This is a genomic window from Bacteroides sp. MSSM.1001136sp1_RTP21357st2_D2_RTP21359_211015, assembly GCF_040913205.1.
GTDB lineage: Bacteria > Bacteroidota > Bacteroidia > Bacteroidales > Bacteroidaceae > Bacteroides > Bacteroides ovatus.
Genome location: NZ_JBDFVF010000003.1, coordinates 164,644 through 182,125, shown reverse-complemented (window position 1 = coordinate 182,125; position 17,482 = coordinate 164,644). Strand labels below are relative to the sequence as shown.

At 44.1% G+C, this 17,482-nt stretch carries 15 protein-coding genes; 9 read left to right on the top strand and 6 right to left on the bottom strand.

The genetic code is table 11. The features are described 5' to 3' along the window. Positions 1-26 precede the first annotated feature (26 nt). The 6 genes from AB5217_RS03885 to AB5217_RS03860 all read right to left on the bottom strand — a co-directional run bounded on the left by AB5217_RS03885 (position 27) and on the right by AB5217_RS03860 (position 7,857). Positions 27-1,220, bottom strand: coding sequence for a glycosyltransferase (locus tag AB5217_RS03885; RefSeq protein WP_032843438.1), 1,194 nt, complete (start codon positions 1,218-1,220; stop codon positions 27-29). A gap of 5 nt (positions 1,221-1,225) precedes the next feature. Then, entirely contained in the window at positions 1,226-2,152 is a 927-nt protein-coding gene (locus AB5217_RS03880) for a glycosyltransferase family 2 protein (protein ID WP_211480478.1), read from the bottom strand. Further along, positions 2,149-3,477, bottom strand: coding sequence for an O-antigen ligase family protein (locus AB5217_RS03875; protein ID WP_004300380.1), 1,329 nt, complete (start codon positions 3,475-3,477; stop codon positions 2,149-2,151). Before AB5217_RS03875 ends, AB5217_RS03880 begins: the two co-directional genes overlap by 4 nt. Beyond that, a complete protein-coding gene (locus AB5217_RS03870; protein WP_004326955.1) occupies positions 3,467-5,689 on the bottom strand; it encodes a GumC family protein in 2,223 nt (740 codons plus the stop codon). Before AB5217_RS03870 ends, AB5217_RS03875 begins: the two co-directional genes overlap by 11 nt. Positions 5,690-5,701: 12 nt before the next feature. Next, positions 5,702-6,448, bottom strand: a complete 747-nt coding sequence (locus tag AB5217_RS03865; RefSeq protein WP_004300382.1) for a TolC family protein — start codon at positions 6,446-6,448, stop codon at positions 5,702-5,704. 137 nt (positions 6,449-6,585) lie between these two features. Further along, positions 6,586-7,857 carry a BamA/TamA family outer membrane protein gene (locus AB5217_RS03860; RefSeq protein WP_004300383.1) on the bottom strand — a complete coding sequence of 424 codons (1,272 nt, stop codon included), beginning with the start codon at positions 7,855-7,857 and terminating at the stop codon, positions 6,586-6,588. Positions 7,858-8,075: 218 nt separating this feature from the next. Between AB5217_RS03860 and AB5217_RS03855 the strand changes: the two genes are divergently transcribed. The 9 genes from AB5217_RS03855 to AB5217_RS03815 all read left to right on the top strand — a co-directional run bounded on the left by AB5217_RS03855 (position 8,076) and on the right by AB5217_RS03815 (position 17,480). Continuing rightward, on the top strand, positions 8,076-9,470 hold the full coding sequence (locus AB5217_RS03855; RefSeq protein ID WP_032843443.1) for a C1 family peptidase: 1,395 nt from the start codon (positions 8,076-8,078) through the stop codon (positions 9,468-9,470). A gap of 172 nt (positions 9,471-9,642) precedes the next feature. Further along, positions 9,643-10,992 carry a Na(+)-translocating NADH-quinone reductase subunit A gene (locus tag AB5217_RS03850; protein ID WP_234122847.1) on the top strand — a complete coding sequence of 450 codons (1,350 nt, stop codon included), beginning with the start codon at positions 9,643-9,645 and terminating at the stop codon, positions 10,990-10,992. Positions 10,993-11,125: 133 nt separating this feature from the next. Next, entirely contained in the window at positions 11,126-12,298 is a 1,173-nt protein-coding gene (locus AB5217_RS03845; protein ID WP_032843446.1) for an NADH:ubiquinone reductase (Na(+)-transporting) subunit B, read from the top strand. 13 nt (positions 12,299-12,311) lie between these two features. Next, positions 12,312-12,986: a Na(+)-translocating NADH-quinone reductase subunit C gene (locus AB5217_RS03840; RefSeq protein ID WP_004306320.1), complete on the top strand. Its 675-nt coding sequence runs from the start codon at positions 12,312-12,314 to the stop codon at positions 12,984-12,986. 21 nt (positions 12,987-13,007) lie between these two features. Further along, entirely contained in the window at positions 13,008-13,649 is a 642-nt protein-coding gene (locus tag AB5217_RS03835; RefSeq protein ID WP_004300389.1) for an NADH:ubiquinone reductase (Na(+)-transporting) subunit D, read from the top strand. A gap of 110 nt (positions 13,650-13,759) precedes the next feature. Beyond that, on the top strand, positions 13,760-14,386 hold the full coding sequence (gene nqrE / locus AB5217_RS03830) for an NADH:ubiquinone reductase (Na(+)-transporting) subunit E (RefSeq protein WP_004306319.1): 627 nt from the start codon (positions 13,760-13,762) through the stop codon (positions 14,384-14,386). 18 nt (positions 14,387-14,404) lie between these two features. After that, a complete protein-coding gene (nqrF, locus tag AB5217_RS03825; RefSeq protein WP_004306318.1) occupies positions 14,405-15,679 on the top strand; it encodes an NADH:ubiquinone reductase (Na(+)-transporting) subunit F in 1,275 nt (424 codons plus the stop codon). A 240-nt stretch (positions 15,680-15,919) separates the two neighbouring features. Next, positions 15,920-16,099, top strand: a complete 180-nt coding sequence (locus AB5217_RS03820) for a hypothetical protein (RefSeq protein ID WP_004306317.1) — start codon at positions 15,920-15,922, stop codon at positions 16,097-16,099. 46 nt (positions 16,100-16,145) lie between these two features. Further along, positions 16,146-17,480: a DEAD/DEAH box helicase gene (locus tag AB5217_RS03815; RefSeq protein WP_004315902.1), complete on the top strand. Its 1,335-nt coding sequence runs from the start codon at positions 16,146-16,148 to the stop codon at positions 17,478-17,480. The last annotated feature ends 2 nt before the right edge of the window (positions 17,481-17,482 follow it).

Below are 17,482 nucleotides of genomic sequence, written 5' to 3'. Positions count from 1 at the left end.
TGTTGTTTTCTTGTTATGTTTGATTTCTATTTATGGTGTTCACCATGCTCCGTATGGATAAACTTTTTATTGGCTCCTTTCAATTTAAATAAGTTACCAATCATAGTAACAGCCAGCATAGGCATTTTGGTGATTGCTTTCCCTACCTGTTTGGTAAATAGTCTGCCGCCCGGTACGGGTAGCGTCATGGCCGCTACTTGTGCAGCCGACAATATCCACCATTTGATGGCTATCATCCATTCGTTGCTGCCATTGCATAGGCTCAATATAAGGCCGATAATGGTAAAGACAAAGGTCAAGCCGAATACTCCTGCCAACTGAATCAATCGTGGCGGAAGCATCCATTGGCATATCTTGTCGCAGTAATCGAAATTTCCTTGCAAAAATGCTTTGGGTAGGTGAGGCAGCGAAGCACGGAGTGCACCGAATTGTGCAGCTATCCAGCGTTTGCGCTGGTTGCTGATGGCCTCTTTCTTTTGCGTTTTCTCGTCGAACACAAGCAGGTCGGGCAGATAAACGGTATAGATGCGCTGTTGCAGGAGCATGGCTTCCAATTCTTTGTCTTCACCTGCTGTCTGGAGATATTTCACGTTCTGATGAAACCATTCTGCTTCGAATGCCATTCCCGAACCGGATAGCCCGGCAGAAAGTCCTACAGCGTTATGTCCGCTGCGGAAGAATCCATTGTTTATTTCTTCGCTGGCGCTGTCGAGCACGGAAATGTCTGTGTTCAGATTCTTTCCTGTCCGGTGCGCTTGTACGGATTTTATGCCGCTGTCAAAAACACGGTTGATGGTAGACAGGAAATCGGGCGTGGTCATGTTGTCGGCATCCATGATGACTACAATGTCGAATGCATTTGTATCAATGGAATCCATGGCCATTGCCAGTGCTTTGGCTTTCGAACTTTCCTTGTAATTCGCCATCAACAGGCGGATGGGAAGGGCTGCCAGAGCGTCGTTTGTTTCCGGTCGCATCTGATCGGAAATGACTATGATCTCATAGAGTTCTTTCGGATAATCCTGTTCAAGAAAGCTCTGTATGGAAGCAACAATCACGCGGTCTTCCTTGTAGGCGGGAAAGAGCACGACGATGCGTCGGAGCGTACGTGCTTCGGGGTATTGGGGAGCCCGGTAAAACTTGGAGGCAATAGCGTATAGCAATAGGTAGCATACGCAAAATACCAGGGGAATGTAGAGAATCCAGTCAATAATGTTCATAGTATCTAGAGTTTTTTAAGTGTGTTATTGTTAGTATCTGATGAAGACATGAATAGCCCTGTGCAGACTCCATAATAGGTGGCACAAAACAGGTCGAAACGGCCTTTGAAAGCGAATGACAGACTGTTTTTGCCGGCTGCAATGGTGCTCTGGTAAAGTACGGACATCAATCGTTCCATGCCTTTCATATTACGGCGGGCATAGAGCAGGCGATTTCGTGTCAGGAAATAGGTGCGTAGTTTGCTTAGTTGGCCGGTGCTTTGGCTTTCTTTATGAAAAACAGTGCAACGCGGTTCGTACCATAGCTCGTAGCCGGCACGGGTCATGCTTGTGCTCCAGTCGAGTTCTTCGTAATAAAGGAAGAAGATTTCCGGCATCATTCCGATTTTTTCGATCACTTCGCGTTTGATAATCATGGCTGCCCCGTGTAGATAGGGGGTAGGATGGGGGGTATCGTAACTTCCGTCATCGGGACAGTCGAAGCCCAGCATATTGTTGCGCAATGTTATCTTTGTCAGCGGGGTAAATCCTGCAAACTGTATGTGTTGCGGCGGAAAGGCGAAACGTATTTTAGGAGACACGCCCCCGATTTCCGGACGACTTTCCAATCGTTCCACCAGGTAGGCGATTTCATCGGATTCGATATAGGTATCGTTATTGATAAGGAAAATGTATTTGCCTTTTGCTGCACGGATGCCAATGTTGTTACCACCGGAAAAACCTCCGTTCTCATTGCTGCGGATACTGATAACCGTTGGGTATAATTCGTGTATTTTGGCTGCTTCATCTTCGCGTGAAGCATTGTCTACCACTATGATTTCATAGCTCACAGACTTCAGCTTTTTGTGCAGTGATTCTATCAGTTCACAGGTGTCTTTGAACCCGTTGTAACAGATGGTAATAAATGATATGTCGGGACTACTGTTTGTCATTCTTGTTCGTTGGTTTCGTTATTAGATAGCTGCCGTTCTTTTTCTTCGCTTTCTTCTTTTTTTTCACTGATGCGCTTGTCGATATGTGGAGCTGCAAAACAGAGTGCAAAGCCTATGTATACGGGCAACTGGTTGGGATACTGCATAATGTCGTTGACATAAGTGGCGATAAAAAATCCGGCATCCATACAGAGCCACGCTGCGATAAGTCCACGCAGGCCTTTGTTGCGTACTTTAAACATGAGTATCCAGGAGCACCAGGCAAAGAGAATGCCGTGTATGGAAAGGTAGAGTATCAGTCCCACAATTCCCGTTTCCACCCATACGCTGACTAGCCATGAGTCGGGAGGGTAGGGCATTTGCTCTCGTGAATCGAAGTTACCGGCTTTGGAGAGTCCAATGCCGTAGCCTAACGGTTTCTTTGCCATCAACTCTTTCATTCTTTGCCGGTTTTCGACACGCACCTGGTAGGAAGCGTCTTCGGACGGATGGAAAGAGGAGCGCATCTTGTGGATATATTGGTTCCCGCTTCCGATATTGGTATAACTGAAGAACACGAAAACGCTGATGGATATGAATATACCTGCCAATAACGCTTTCCAATTTTTGGCAATGACGGTTATCATTAACATTCCTCCCATGATGACTCCCATAGCTGCACGGGTTCCCGAAATACCCATTCCGTAAAGTCCCCCGACGGCGATGCAGAGGAAGTAAATGCGTAGCCATTTGGACTCCACAAAGAAGGCGGAGATGGCAAAGACTACAGCGGACATGGCGGCATGTACTCCGTAGTTTGCTGCGTCGGAGAAGCAGGAAAAATAGCGGATACCCGACCAGATGATATGTGTACGCCATCCGCCCAGCACGTGCAGGAAATAGAGGTCTTTGGAGCTGAAACCATAGTTTTTTTGCCAGTAACCTTTTATCGTAAAGACGAGGACGAATACCGACCAGATGATTAATAGCAGCTCGATGTCTTTTTTTGTGCGGACAACGAGCGGAACAACAAAGGCGCATATTAAAGGTATCAGCGCATAAGGTGTAAGGTTGATGTTCCATGCTGCCAGCACGTTGTTGGGATTAAGAATTTCGAGAAGATAGAAGCACAACCAGATTGTGAACATATAGGTCATGATGTTTTGACCTGCTTTCCAGTTGGTTTGTTCATCATTGTTAAGTTGTATCAAACAGATAGTAGTAAATGACAAGATAATGATCATAGAGAATAACCCTACCTTGATATTTACTAACATTCCTGCTGCAACCAACACAAATTGTAAAGCAAGCAGGATATGGAAAGTCACTATCTTATTATTCGTCATCGTCTTCTTCAGTCTCTTTCGCTTTTCTACTTAGATTGAATATGATTTTTTCTGTAAGTGACAATTGGCTGAAACGATAGCTGACTCTGCGTAATAAGGTATATGGCGGAAGTTGTCCGGTGAAATCTTCCACTGCCTCACGCTTGGCGTTGGTCAGGCACACACGGAACGGAACATCCGTTTTACCCATTTGTGTCGTGAGCTGTTCGCAAAGTTGTTTGTCGATGGTTTTCCATCCGCGGTCTGCCGGGCTGACCAAAATGTTGACATTAGCGTCGTGCAACAGTGCAGTCGGGATATTGCTTGACGACAATGGCGGATAGGCAACGATCAGTATGTCTTCTCCTTGCAGGGTATAAAAATCGGTAATGTTTTTTGCAAGCAGGTATTGAGTAGAATCTGTGTTAAAATCTTCTCCATACGTGATGAATCTCGTATTTAACATCCGGCTTTGCATATATCCGCAGATCAGATTTCCAACGATGTCTTCACCGGAGTTTTCGCTGGTACTGAACAGGTTGATGATAAATACTCCGGGGGATTTCCGCTTCGTCAGGAAGCGGAGTATGGAGTTGCTCAATTCTTTGATGGAAAGTTGGACGTAGGTTTTGGCTAGTCCGCCATAACGGGAAGAGGAGGGGCTGGGAACGGCTCCTATTACCTTAAATCCGGTCACTCGTTTGGTTCGGTTTGCATCACGCAACGTTCTGTCAAGAATCTCGATTAATAATAATAGAGCGATGATTATCAGAAAACTACCTATGCAGGCGGCAATGACAATCTGCTTGCGGTTGGTTGAATTGGATGCAATCGGATAGGTCGGTTCATTGAGCACTTTCAATGTAGCAGAAGTCATTTCCAGATTTTTCTTTCTCAACAGGGCTTCGTTGTAGCTCTGTAACACGGTCAGGTAACTGCGCTCCGTAAAGTTGATGGAGCGTTCTTTTTGTTTGATGGTGGTACCTACAGGGGCGAAAAAAACGTAGCGGTCGTTCAATTCCTGACGGGCATTTTGTACAATTAGTAGTTCGGCCTTAGCTTTTTCAAACAACAGGGTTTGTTCCAGCCATTGGTCGATGATATTGGTCCGGCTGGCACCTTCTTTGGTGTATTTGTGACTTACGTAGGAAGTGGTTAAATCATTTAATTCTTGTTTAAGTTCGCTCAACCGTTTTTTGTCACCTGTCAGAGATCCGGTATCTTTTTGTTTGGAGTCGCTCATTGCTTCCACTTCCGAGATTTTGCTGGTGATATTGGATGCTTCTCTTAATTTGTCCACAAATTCCATATTCTTGAGCACTTGCTTGGCATTGCTGTCCATGTGCTTCTCCAGTTCTTCGAGCATTGACTTGGTACTGTTGTATGCAAAAAGTGCATCTTGTTCCCGCAGCTCGAATTCTTTACTGATGGCCGCGATTTCTTTGGTTTCGTCCAGATAGTTGATGATACGTTTTTCTACGTTGTACTTGGTCAGGTCGTCTTCCTCCGAGTTGAGTTTTTTGCCGATGCGTTTCAACTCTTCCTCAAAGTATTTGATGACTTTGTCTGTTTCTCCGTAGCGAATACGGCGGTATTCTTCCACAAATTCGTCCATCAGGATGCTTACCGTGTTGTAGGCTATGCCGGGATCGCCGGAAGTATAGCTGATGTCCAGCAAATCACTCGTGAGCCGGCGTTGCACTTTGATGTTTTTCAAAGCGTTGTAGCTATAGAAAGGGTGATTGTAGTAGAACATTTCATAGATGTAGTTACCTTTTTTCGGACGCATATATGCTTCCAGATTGGCAACTGTTTTATCTTCGCTCGATTTGTCGATCAGCTTTAATATTTCCGGTCCATGCGGACTGTTTTTTAAGTGGTTATAGGTGTAATTGTAGCTGGATGGGGTGACTCCGTCGTTGTCATTGTCCGGATTTCCCTGGATAAGTACACGGGCAAATAATCGCAGGAATACTCTTTTCAGCGTGCTCTCGGCTTGCATGATACTTATCAGGTTGTCCATCGAATTTTGTACTGTCGCCCAGTCTGTGCGTTTATCGCTTTCCAAGTTGTATCCCGAGGCTACTCCGGTATAAAGTGTTGCTTTCACGTCATATCCACCTTGCATGTGACGAGTATAGTAGAAGACGAGTAACGTGAAGATAGCGGTCCCTACCAGTATTAGCCAACGGTGGCGAAAGAGGGTCCGTATGATAGAAATGATGAAGTTCATATCTTAGTTTTTTTATTTTCTTATGATGGGAGTACGTGAAATAACCTCAAGTATCATTAAGCTCTTTGTCAATTCAAACTTGCTATTCTCATATGCCTCACGTGCAGTTGACTGCCTTTCTTTATCTACGGCCAAGTCGGAAGATTCTATGGTTCCGTTGGCAAAATTCTTTTCAGAAATTTCATATTGCACATTAGCAAGTACCAAACTTTCACTTCTCATTTTAAGTACTCTTATCTGTGAGGTAGCCATCGCATACATCTCAATAATATTCTTCTTGATTTCGTCGTACTTCACTTCCCGTTCCAATTCTGCACTGCGTAATGTGAGCCTTTGCCGGCTGATTTTACCCTTGAGGTCGAATAGGTCGTCTAAGGGGATGCTTAGACCGGCACCTACTGTGTAGCCATTTTGTGCCTGGGTGGAGTAGGTGAGGTATGGGGCGAGTGCCACGTCCGTATAAGTGGACTCATTGCCGAACATTCCGTATTGATAGCTTCCCCGTAGACTGAAGAAACCCAGAAATGACCATTTCTCTTTTTGGAGTAATTTGCGCTCGATTCTCGCCTTTACGTCCGCCATCTCATAAATGGGGCTGTTCTTGGCATTTTCGAATAAAACGGATAGAGGGGGAAGCACTATTTTAGTATAATCTTCTTCACTTAGTTGAGAATAGTCAGACACTTCTTGTGCAACTACACGAGTGGTAGAGACGAACAGAAGTAATAACCCCGAAAAAAAACATATAAATTGCTTCATAAAAAAATCCTATTATTTGCTCTTGCTGTGTTATAGCTTGCGCAAATATAAGGATTAATTTCATTTATGTGCAGTCTTTTATTATCTATTTTACAATCTTTCTTGTAATTTGTGCACAATTTGTCGCGTAAATGGCGTCAAAAGGCTTCTGTCATGTTGAAGTAGAACAAATTCTGCTTGTTCACCATGTCTCTGCCGAAGTCAAGGCGTACATTCATACGGGGTTGAACTTCAACGCGTAACCCTAATCCGAGGTTGGGAAGCACACCTTCTATCTTGCCTGGAGTGGGTCCCATGAATCCGCATCCTCCCCAGGCTACATATCCTATATGACTTAACATCTTTTTTACCCAAGTGCTTTTGTCCGTATTTATCATCTGGCGGTATTCGGCCATCATGACATGCGAGGACTTGTCGCGAAACTGTCCCATGTAGTAACCGCGAAGATCGAAGGGGGTTCCGCTAAGTACATATTTTGTTAGGGGTACATCTCCGAATGCGTTTTTGCTTTGCACTGTCCAGGCTATCACTTTGCGGCGTCCTACTGTTTTGTATTGGCGGTAGTCGATTTCCAAACGGTAAAAGTTATTATCGCTGCCGAATACCTTGTTATACATCATTCCCCGAAAGTCGAGGTAGGTTCCGCTATATGCATTTGCAGGAATATCACGTGTGTCATACGTCAGCAGGAAACCAAGTCCGGAACTGAAATTTTTGTATCCGTGTTCTGTTCCTCCTGCCGCTATATATGAGGGCTCATTAACCATTCCGGCAGCCGGTTTGGTAATTTTATCATAGTTCAAATCGACTTGGGGACCTGCAAAAATATTGCTTTCTCCCAGACGGAACAGGAACCAGGGGTTTACTTGGATGCCGCTATAACGGTATTCACTGGTATCTTCTCCACGTTCATAATCTTTATTAGTGGAATATCCGATGCCATAAAAATTTTCGATTGTATTTTTATATGAGAAAGTTCCGAAGATACGGAAGCGGTCGCCTTTAAAAAAGAGCTGTGGTTTTGTCATCAGGTTCAAGCCGCCTTTGAACATCAAGGCAATGGCCATCGGCACTACCGAACGTCGTTGGGTGGTATCACTCGGATTCATCCGGAATGTCATCAGTGCGCTACCGCCCACCAGTAAACCAAAATCCGGCGTATAACTGGGACCACCCAATATGTTATAGTGTAAATTCCGGTTTGCCACGCGCTGGCGACGCAGCTCGCGCTTTGAAAGGACAGGAATGGTATCTGACGGGATGTCTTCAATATCTGTAGGAGTAGTATCACTGATAGAAGTTGTAGACCTTTGCAGTTCATCGCTCTTTACTGCCGTACTGTCAGCCGCGGCTGACATCATATTGATGGATGGAAGCATCATCAATATTCCTATTATATATTTCTTCATAATTTCTCTGTGAGGAATTCGACTGCAAAGAAAACTCTTTTATTCCGATTAGTTTTGATATTCTTAGATAATAAATCTAAAAAAGAATCGTATTTTTGCGGAATATGATGTTTTTCGATATGCTGATAAATAAAATCGCATGATTTAATCTCATACATTTAAACCGTATTTATTAGTGTATCATGATCCGTCAGCCTATTAATTAATTACTTATATCAATGAATAAACAGATTTTATCAATTTTTGTTTTATGTGCTTTTTCTTATTCTACACAAGCGCAAGAAGTGAAAGGAGGCATCAGCGACTCCATGATGCAACAAATCAAGCAGAGTTACGCAAACACTCCTACTGACAAGGCTATCCGCAACGCTATCGGTAGCAACGACATTCGTAAACTGGCTCTCAATCAGGATAACCTGAAAGGGATGGACACACATTTCTCCATCAAAGTGCCTTCCAAAGGTATCACCGATCAGAAATCTTCCGGCCGTTGCTGGCTTTTCACAGGTTTGAATGTGATGCGTGCCAAAGCGATCGCCAAGCATAACCTCGGTTCTTTCGAATTTTCGCAAACTTATCCTTTCTTCTTCGATCAGCTGGAGAAAGCTAATCTCTTTCTGCAAGGTATTATCGACACCAGCAGTAAGCCGATGGATGATAAAATGGTGGAATGGCTCTTCCGCAATCCTTTGAGTGACGGTGGAACATTTACCGGCGTAGCCGATATCGTCAGTAAATACGGGCTTGTTCCCAAAGATGTGATGCCGGAAACCAACAGTAGTGAAAATACTTCCCGTATGGCAGGTCTGATCGTCCTGAAACTTCGTGAACAGGGGCTTCAACTGCGTGATCTCGCTGCGCAAGGTGCTAAACCTGCTGCCCTTGAGAAAACAAAAACAGAGATGTTGAGCACCATCTACCGCATGTTAGTGTTGAATCTCGGTGTTCCTCCTACTGAATTTACCTGGACTGAATATAACGCTAAGGGTGAGCCTGTGTCTACCGAAACTTACACTCCGCTTTCTTTCCTGAAAAAGTATGGTGACGAAAAACTGATTGATAATTATGTCATGTTAATGAACGATCCGAGCCGTGAATATTATAAGTGTTATGAGATAGACTACGACCGCCACCGTTACGACGGCAAAAACTGGACGTATGTCAATCTTCCCATCGAGGATATCAAAGAAATGGCTATTTCTTCTCTCAAGGATAGCACGATGATGTATTTCTCTTGCGATGTAGGTAAGTTCCTAAACTCTGACCGTGGTCTACTGGATGTCAAAAACTACGACTACGAATCTCTTATGGGTACTTCTTTTGGCATGAACAAGAAGCAACGCATTCAAAGTTTTGCCAGTGGCTCCAGTCACGCCATGACTCTTATGGCTGTTGATCTTGACAAAAACGGAAAACCGACGAAATGGATGGTTGAAAATAGTTGGGGCCCTGCTGCCGGTTATCAGGGTTATCTCATCATGACGGATGATTGGTTTAACGAATATATGTTCCGTCTAGTAGTAGAAACGAAATATGCATCGAAAAAAGCTCTCGAGGTGTTGAAACAGAAGCCTATCCGACTTCCTGCTTGGGATCCTATGTTTGCTGAATAGTTCTTTTTCTTTGCTTCTGTCTTTTGTTCCGGAACAAAAGATAAAAGATTACGTGCACGAACACGAAAGGAATTACGGATATTTTTCCGTAATTCCTTTCTTTTTTCCTCCCGAATCCCAATCTTATTTATTACTTTTGCGGCAAATTTATGAAACCATTATTTTATCTAGCATGGCAAATGTAATAAAGTTACGTAAAGGCCTTGACATAAACCTGAAAGGTAAAGCTGCTGAAACGTACGCAACAGTAAAAGAACCGGGGTTCTACGCACTCGTACCCGATGACTTTCCTGGAGTGACGCCTAAGGTAGTCGTGAAAGAGCAGGAATATGTAATGGCTGGTGGACCCTTGTTTATCGACAAGTATCATCCTGAAGTGAAATTTGTTTCGCCGGTGAGCGGCGTGGTGACGAGTGTTGAACGTGGTGCTCGTCGTAAGGTGTTGAACATCGTTGTGGAAGCTGCTGCAGAGCAGGACTATGAAGATTTTGGGAAGAAGAATGTTGCTTCGATGGATGCTGAAGCTGTGAAAACCGCTTTGTTGGAAGCCGGACTTTTCGCGTTTATCAAACAGCGCCCTTATGACATCATTGCTGACCCGACGGTCACTCCGAAAGGAATCTTTGTATCCGCATTCGACACTAATCCGTTAGCTCCGGATTTCGAGTTCGCCCTCAAAGGTGAAGAAACAAACTTCCAGACAGGACTTGATGTTCTTGCCAAACTGGCAAAAACCTACCTGAATATCAGTGTGAAACAGAACGCTGCTGCACTGACACAGGCTAAGAACGTTACAATCACCGCTTTCGACGGACCGAACCCTGCTGGTAATGTAGGTGTTCAGATCAACCATCTCGACCCTGTATCCAAGGGAGAAACGGTATGGACCATTGATCCGCAAGCCGTAATCTTCATCGGTCGCCTTTTCAATACAGGCCATGTGGATTTCACCCGTACAGTAGCTGTGACAGGTTCCGAAGTGTTGAAACCTGCATACTGCAAACTCCAGGTAGGCGCATTGCTCACCAACGTGTTTGTCGGCAATGTAACAAAAGACAAAGACTTACGCTATATCAGCGGTAACGTACTGACAGGAAAGCAAGTTTCTCCGAACGGATTCTTGGGCGCATTCCATAGCCAACTGACTGTTATCCCCGAAGGTGACGACATTCACGAAATGCTTGGATGGATCATGCCACGCTTCAACCAGTTCAGTGCCAATCGTTCTTATTTCAGCTGGTTGATGGGTAAGAAGGAATATACGTTGGATGCCCGTATCAAAGGTGGCGAACGTCACATGATTATGTCGGGTGAATACGATAAGGTATTCCCGATGGACATTCTGCCCGAATATCTGATTAAAGCAATTATCGCCGGTGACATCGACCGTATGGAAGCACTCGGCATCTACGAAGTTGCTCCCGAAGACTTCGCCCTTTGCGAGTTCGTCTGCTCTTCAAAGATGGAACTGCAACGCATCGTTCGTGCCGGACTCGATATGCTCCGTTCAGAAATGGCGTAATCGAATAAGAGATTAAATAATAAAAATTAAAATAAGCGATAGTTGAAATCTTGCGAAACGGCTCTCTGTGGATACAGCATAAACCCAGCACAGCCAATTTTCAACTCTCAACTTTCAATTTTCAATTAAATAAATGAAAGCGTTAAGAAATTATCTCGATAAGATAAAGCCGAACTTTGAGGAGGGCGGCAAATTCCACGCATTCCAGTCGGTGTTTGACGGCTTCGAAACATTCCTGTTCGTGCCCAGCAAGACTGCGAAAACGGGAACGCACATACATGACGCAATCGATAGCAAGCGCATCATGTCGATTGTGGTTATTTCGTTAATACCGGCTTTGCTGTTCGGTATGTACAACGTAGGTTACCAGCATTTCACTCACACAGGTGCTACTGGCAGCTTCATCGAAATGTTTATCTACGGATTCCTGGCAGTACTGCCTAAAATAATCGTATCATACGTAGTAGGTCTTGGCATTGAGTTCGTCGTAGCTCAATGGAAGAAAGAAGAAATCCAGGAAGGATTCCTTGTTTCCGGTATCTTGATCCCGATGATCGTTCCGGTAGACTGTCCGTTGTGGATTCTTGCCGTAGCTACTGCATTCTCTGTTATCTTCGCAAAAGAAGTATTCGGTGGTACAGGTATGAACGTATTCAACGTTGCGTTGATTACTCGTGCATTCCTGTTCTTCGCATACCCGACCAAGATGTCCGGTGATGCCGTTTGGGTGTCAGGCGACAGTATCTTCGGTTTAGGACAAAGCGTAGACGGACTCACCGTTGCCACTCCGCTGGGACAAGCTGCTACATCAGGCAGTGTGCCTGCATTCAACATGGATATGATTACAGGTCTGATTCCGGGTTCTATCGGTGAAACCAGTGTGATCGCTATTCTGATTGGTGCGGTTATCCTGCTTTGGACAGGCGTTGCTAGTTGGAAGACAATGATTTCCGTGTTTGTCGGTGGTGCATTTATGGCATGGGTATTCAACTCAATCGGCATGGAAAACAACACAATGGCTCAAATGCCTTGGTACGAACACCTCGTTCTCGGTGGTTTCTGCTTCGGTGCCGTATTTATGGCTACTGACCCTGTGACTTCCGCACGTACGGAAAGAGGTAAATATATCTTCGGATTCCTGATCGGTGTGATGGCTATCGTTATCCGCGTACTGAATCCGGGTTATCCGGAAGGTATGATGCTTGCCATCTTACTGATGAACATCTTCGCTCCGCTGATCGACTACTGTGTAGTGCAGGGTAACATCAGCCGTCGCGAAAAACGCGCTATCAAGTCTAACCAATAAATACCGAAAGAAAATGAATACGAATAGTAATAGTTATACTATCATTTATGCTTCGGTAATGGTTATTATCGTAGCATTCCTGCTGGCATTCGTTAGTTCTTCATTGAAATCTACACAAGATAAGAATGTGCAGTTGGACACTAAGAAACAGATTCTCGCTGCACTGAACATTAAAAATGTGGAGGATGCGGATGCTGAATATAAGAAATATGTGAAAGGGGACATGCTGATGAACGTAGACGGTACGCTGACTGAAAACACAGGTGAATTTGCTACCAACTACGAAAAAGAAGCGAAAGAACAACAACGTCTGCACGTGTTTGTATGCGAAGTGGACGGTCAGACTAAATATGTGGTTCCTGTTTATGGTGCAGGCCTTTGGGGTGCTATCTGGGGATATGTTGCACTGAACGAGGATAAAGATACCGTTTACGGTACTTACTTCTCACACGCTAGTGAAACTCCGGGTCTGGGTGCTGAAATTGCAACCGAACATTTCCAAAACGAATTTGTAGGTAAGAAGACTTTGGAAAATGGAGCTATCACTTTGGGAGTCGTAAAAAATGGCAAGGTAGAGAAACCTGATTACCAAGTGGATGGTATCTCCGGTGGTACAATCACTTCAGTAGGTGTAGATGCCATGTTGAAGTCTTGCCTGAATAGTTACTTGAGTTTTTTAACTAAATAATAAGGAGGAGAAAGATAGAATATGGGACAACTGTTTTCAAAGAAAAATAAAGAAGTATTCTCTGCTCCGCTGGGAATTGATAATCCGGTAACCGTACAGGTGCTCGGTATCTGTTCTGCACTTGCTGTTACCGCAAAGCTGGAGCCTGCCATCGTGATGGGACTTTCAGTAACGGTGATTACTGCATTTGCCAACGTTGTTATTTCACTGTTGCGTAAGACGATTCCTAACCGCATCCGCATCATCGTCCAGTTGGTTGTGGTAGCTGCTTTGGTAACTATCGTAAGTGAAATCCTGAAAGCGTTTGCTTACGACGTAAGCGTACAGCTCTCTGTTTATGTAGGTTTGATTATCACCAACTGTATCTTGATGGGACGTCTGGAAGCATTTGCCATGCAGAACGGTCCTTGGGAGTCTTTCTTGGATGGTGTAGGTAATGGTTTAGGCTATGCTAAGATTTTGATTATCGTTGCTTTCTTCCGCGAATTGTTTGGTTCGGGAACATTGCTTGGTTTCAATATCCTGAATTATGAACCGATTCAAAATATCGGATACGTAAACAACGGCTTGATGTTGATGCCGCCGATGGCATTGATTATCGTAGCATGCATTATCTGGTATCAACGTGCACGTCATAAAGAATTGCAAGAACAAAGTAATTAATTATTTCTGATTTCTGAATTATGATTTATGTCTAGCTTTATAGTCATAGTCGCATGATAAGTCTGCTGAATCATAAATTATAAATCATAAATCATAAATCAAAAAGAATTATGGAACATTTATTAAGTTTATTCGTCCGCTCTATCTTTGTGGACAACATGATATTCGCATTCTTCTTGGGTATGTGTTCATACCTGGCTGTTTCGAAGAATGTGAAGACTGCCGTAGGACTGGGTATCGCCGTGACTTTCGTGTTGCTGGTGACGCTTCCGGTCAACTACCTGTTGCAAACTAAGGTGCTGGCTGCCAATGCTATCATTGAAGGTGTCGACCTTAGCTTCTTGAGTTTTATTCTTTTCATTGCCGTAATTGCCGGTATCGTGCAATTGGTGGAGATGGTGGTAGAACGCTTCACTCCGTCACTGTATGCTTCGCTGGGTATCTTCCTGCCGTTGATTGCCGTTAACTGTGCGATCATGGGTGCCTCTCTGTTTATGCAACAACGTATTAACGTTGGTCCGAGTGATCCGAAATACATTGGTGATATTTGGGATGCCCTCTCTTATGCATTAGGCTCTGGTATCGGTTGGTTGCTGGCTATCGTAGGTCTGGCTGCTATCCGCGAGAAAATGGCTTACTCTGACGTACCTGCTCCATTGAAGGGCTTGGGTATCACATTTATCACAGTAGGTCTGATGGCAATCGCGTTTATGTGTTTCTCTGGTTTGAACATCTAAAAAGAAAGGAATAAGACAATGGATATGAATTTAATATTAGCGAGCATTGGGGTATTCCTTGTGGTTATTCTGTTGCTTGTTGTAATCTTGTTGGTTGCCAAGAATTTCCTGGTGCCATCAGGAAACGTAAAACTGACAATCAACGGCGAAAAGGAATTGGAAGTGGCTTCCGGTTCTACTTTGTTGAATACGCTGTCTGTAAATGGGATATTCCTGTCATCTGCTTGTGGTGGTAAGGGATCTTGCGGACAGTGCAAATGCCAAGTACTCGAAGGAGGCGGCGAAATCCTGCCTTCTGAGGTTCCTCACTTCAGTCGCAAACAGCAGCAAGACCATTGGCGTCTGGGCTGTCAGGTAAAAGTGAAGGGGGATATGGCTATCAAGATTGATGAATCTGTACTCGGTGTGAAAGAGTGGGAGTGCGAAGTAATCTCCAACAAGAACGTGGCTACATTTATCAAAGAGTTCATCGTTGCTCTGCCTAAAGGCGAACACATGGACTTTATCCCGGGTTCTTATGCACAGATTAAGATTCCTAAATTTTCAATGGATTATGATAAGGACATCGATAAGAGCCTGATTGGTGATGAATATCTGCCAGCATGGGAGAAATTCGGTTTGTTAGGTTTGAAATGTAAGAACGACGAGGAAACAATTCGTGCTTACTCTATGGCCAACTATCCTGCCGAAGGTGACCGTATCATGTTGACAGTACGTATCGCTACTCCACCGTTCAAGCCGAAAGAACAAGGTCCTGGATTTATGGATGTGATGCCGGGTATCGCTTCTTCATATATCTTTACCCTGAAACCGGGTGACAAAGTAATAATGAGCGGTCCTTACGGAGACTTCCACCCAATCTTCGATTCTAAGAAGGAAATGATGTGGATTGGTGGTGGTGCCGGTATGGCTCCGTTACGTGCGCAAATCATGCACATGACTAAGACATTGCATACAACTGATCGTAAGATGTCTTACTTCTATGGTGCCCGTGCGCTGAATGAAGTGTTCTATCTGGAAGATTTCCTGCAAATCGAAAAGGACTTCCCGAATTTCACTTTCCATTTGGCTCTCGACCGTCCGGACCCTGCTGCTGATGCTGCAGGCGTGAAGTACACTCCGGGATTCGTTCACAACGTAATTTACGAAACTTACCTGAAGAATCACGAAGCTCCTGAAGATATTGAATACTACATGTGTGGTCCTGGTCCGATGTCGAAAGCTGTTGAGAAGATGCTCGACGATCTTGGCGTTCCGGCACAGAACTTGATGTTCGATAACTTCGGAGGATAATTCGCGGAAGAGAACAACTGGTCGGAACAATGACCGGAAAGGTTACATAAACACAGAGCGGGAAATCTGAAAAGCAGTAATGCTTCTTCGATTTCCCGCTTCTTTTTGGCATTATCTCATAATGTCTTTCCGTTATGGTTTGTATCTATTTTATGTCTGTTTTAAAGATAGTTCTCCTTTTTTATCCGTACTTATCTATTATATTCGTATATTTGGCTACACATTAAAGTACAATAGGTTATGGAATATCATCGTATATCTTTTATTCACAATGATACAGAGTATTCATTTGTCAAAGCTATGAGTTCAAGTTTAACGGGATATGCCTTGGTGACAGCTTGTAGGGCAGAAGTAACCATTTACATGAAAGAGAATAATCTGAAAGGTTATTATATATTGACCGGCATGGCTAAAGTTTGATTGTATTTTTATCTCCGTACTCTTTCCTTTTTGTATCTTTGCCCCCATGTTAGAGAAAAATGAAATTATACAGTCGGCTCTCCGCAATTTGAAGATTGAGGAGCTGAATCCGATGCAGGAAGCATCACTTGAACAAGCTACCGGAAGAAAAGACGTTATACTGTTGTCACCGACAGGATCGGGCAAGACATTGGCCTATCTGTTACCTTTACTCCTTACTCTAAAACCGAACGACGACAGCGTGCAGGTTTTGATTCTCGTTCCTTCGCGTGAGCTGGCCTTACAGATAGATTCTGTATTCAAAGCAATGGGGACTTCCTGGAAAACCTGCTGTTGTTACGGTGGACATCCTATCGCCGAAGAAAAGAAAAGTATATTGAGCAATCATCCTGCTATCATCATCGGTACTCCGGGACGTATCACCGACCATTTGTCGAAAGGCAATTTCAACCCTGAAACCATTGAAACTTTAATTATTGACGAGTTCGACAAATCGTTGGAGTTTGGTTTCCACGATGAAATGGCAGAGATTATCACCCAGCTTCCGGGATTAAAAAAACGTATGTTGCTTTCAGCTACCGATGCGGCAGAGATTCCCGAATTTACAGGATTGAACCGCACAGTTAAGTTGAACTTCCTTTCGGACGATTCTGAAGAACAAGAGTCGCGCTTGAAATTGATGAAGGTGCTTTCGCCTTCCAAAGATAAGATTGATACTTTATATAACCTGCTTTGTACATTGGGGAGCGCTTCGAGCATCGTGTTTTGTAATCATCGGGATGCGGTGGACCGTGTACATCAGTTATTGGCGGATAAAAAACTACTCGCAGAACGTTTTCATGGTGGTATGGAACAGCCGGACCGTGAACGTGCGCTTTACAAGTTCCGTAATGGCAGTTGTCATGTATTGATTTCTACCGATCTGGCTGCCCGTGGACTGGATATTCCGGAAGTCGGACATATCATCCATTATCATTTGCCGGTCAATGAAGAAGCCTTTACGCACCGCAACGGACGAACAGCACGTTGGGATGCGACCGGAACGTCTTATCTGATTCTTCATGCCGAAGAGAAACTTCCTTCTTATATTCTGGAAGAAATGGAGATAGTAGTGTTGCCTGAAAACCCTCCCCGGCCTCCGAAATCGGTCTGGGCTACCATTTATATAGGTAAAGGAAAAAAGGAGAAACTTAGCCGGATAGATATTGCCGGATTCTTATATAAAAAAGGAAATCTGACCCGCGAAGATGTCGGAGCGATTGACGTCAAAGAACATTATGCTTTTGTCGCTGTTCGCCAGGCTAAGGTGAAGCAACTCTTGAATCTGATTCAGGGGGAGAAAATCAAAGGAATGAAGACTATTATAGAAGAAGCGAAGTAAAG